The 2,258-nt window shown below is 58.5% G+C and carries 1 protein-coding gene and 1 pseudogene; one reads left to right on the plus strand and one right to left on the minus strand.

Features of this window, described 5'->3' with window-relative positions; all coding sequences use genetic code 11:
* A pseudogene (locus AC1D1Z_RS36545) lies at positions 1-345 on the minus strand (transcriptional regulator); the annotation flags it as partial.
* Between the two features lie 640 nt (positions 346-985).
* Between AC1D1Z_RS36545 and AC1D1Z_RS36550 the strand changes: the two are divergent.
* The gene (locus tag AC1D1Z_RS36550) at positions 986-2,035 is read left to right on the plus strand and encodes a class I SAM-dependent methyltransferase (protein ID WP_130657487.1); all 1,050 of its coding nucleotides are present in this window, start codon (positions 986-988) and stop codon (positions 2,033-2,035) included.
* The last annotated feature ends 223 nt before the right edge of the window (positions 2,036-2,258 follow it).

Here is a 2,258-nt window from a genome sequence, read left to right on the forward strand (position 1 = left end):
AGGTTTGCGCGTTTTTTTCGGCACATCGGGCGCCGCGGCGGCCGGCGTGTCAGCATTGATCATCGTAGCGTTTTCGTCGGCCATTGTGGTCTCCTGTAAAGCCGATGCATTTGTCTCCCGCCCGATCGGCAGTGTCAATAACGGCCCGGCCTGTTCTTCTCCGGATACAAGCATCTCGCTGCTTCTTGCCTGCGGAGTTAAAGACATAAATGGCATTGCCTCATCCTGCAGATCTTGAGCAACGGACTTCAGATCGGTGTCTCCCCAAATCGAGTTCGCTTTGGAATTGAGTTTTCGCCGACCTGATTTGTACTCGACGGCAAAGCTGCGCTGGACTTTTTTCACTTTAAGGAAGCCTTGTATCTGGGATGATGTCTCGGCGAGATTTCGCCAATGCTACTTGCCTCTGCAAATACCGACTCCCGCGTCGCCGGTCTAGACCCTTGGCGAGGCTCACCCCCAACGCCACTCATCACCGAGATGCTGGACCATGAGGTTTAGTAGGACATATTCGCCGAATGTCGGAAGGCTGCTCCACCTGGGGGTGGTAAAGCGCATCCTGCGATACGATGATCTTGGTCAGTCGGGCGTGTGGGGTGACCTTGTCCCAGAGCTTCCAACAGGAGTTTGCTAGGACGATTGTGTGGGGCGCGCACCCGATCATATCAATCTCCGGGCGATCGTGGATACCTCCTTGGCCCGTTCTTGCCCAGCCCATGAACTTCCACTTCATCGCCCTGGTGTATCAGGGGGCGGATTGCGACACGATATGTCCAAAACCCGACAACATAATCGAACATAAGCAAGTAAACAATAAAGCAACCTCAAGGGGTTAGCGGCGAAATTTAGTTGGCACAAGCAATGCTGAGTGGAAGCCGCATCGGTAAAGCTAAATGCGGTTATCCGATTGTATCGAGTTCATCTGTTGGCGTGCCTTTGGACCGCAAGCGCGCATGAGGCCGCCACAAAATAGGAGGGATCCGACATGACGGACGTCAACGAGACAAGGCTCAAAGAACTCGTGGACCGCGTCCATGGCGACCTTGGCGGAGCGTTCAGCGTGTCGCTGGTCCGGATCGGACATGAGGTGGGGCTATACAGGACGCTGAAGGAGATCGGGCCGGTGAAGGCCGACGACCTTGCCGATGCCTCGGGATGCGCACCTCGTTATGTCCGCGAGTGGCTGTCGGCACAGGCCGCCTCAGGTTATGTGCACCATGAGCGAGGATTGTTCTCGCTGACGCCCGAGCAGGCCCTCGTGTTTGCTGAGCCTAACAGCCCGGTCAATCTGATCGGAGGGTTCGATACCGCTGCTGCGATGGTCGAAAACCAGCCGAAGGTCCAGTCTGCCTTCAAAACCGGTCGAGGCGTGGCATGGGGGGATCAGGCCGGCTGCATGTTCTGCGCTGTGGCGAAGCTGTTCCGGCCCGGCTATGTCAACGCCCTCGTGCAGGACTGGCTGCCGGCGCTCGATGGCGTTGTCGACAAGTTGAAGGCGGGCGCGACTGTGGCCGACGTCGGCTGCGGACATGGGCTCTCGACGATCCTCATGGCTCAGGCTTTCCCTAATTCGCGGTTCATCGGCTACGACTTCCATGCGGATTCGATCGCGGCAGCGACCGCCCACGCTCGGGCAGATGGCCTGACGAACGTGCGCTTCGAGATCGGCCGGGCGCAGGACTTCGACGGCCGAGACTTCGATTTGATCACCTGCTTCGACTGCTTGCACGACATGGGCGACCCAATAGCCGCTGCGGCTCATATCCGAAAGGCATTGAAGGAGGGCGGCACGTGGATGGTGGTCGAACCAATGGCCGGAGATACGCTGGAGGAGAATATCAACCCAGTTGGACGGCTCTACTACTCAGCCTCGACGATGATCTGCGTTCCAACCTCGCTTGCGCAGGAGACGGGAATAGCACTTGGCGCTCAGGCGGGAGAGAAGCGATTGGCCGAGGTAATCCGGTCGGGCGGTTTCACTCATGTCCGCCGAGCAGCCCAGACCCCGCTCAACATGGTGCTCGAAGCAACCTGATGAGAAGTCGCGGCGCGCCCGGGTCCGGCCGGATGGGGCAGGCGCGCCGCGCGTGACATCGGAAGCAAGTAGCCTTGCAACTCGGACAGTCTTTGCGCGCAATTGAGGGCAGATCGGGTCGTCGCCCCGCATTGTCCCTGCTCGACGAGGGAGAAACGAACTTTACTGGTTCCAGAGCAAGCCGGCAGACGCAGAAGCTCACATTTTATGAATTGTCTATCGC

Source organism: Rhizobium sp. P1_E1 (genome assembly GCF_056406015.1).

Coding starts and splice junctions, on each gene's coding strand:
- AC1D1Z_RS36550 (WP_130657487.1), top strand. CDS start 986: ATGACGGACGTCAACGAGACAAGGCTCAAAGAACTCGTGGACCGCGTC.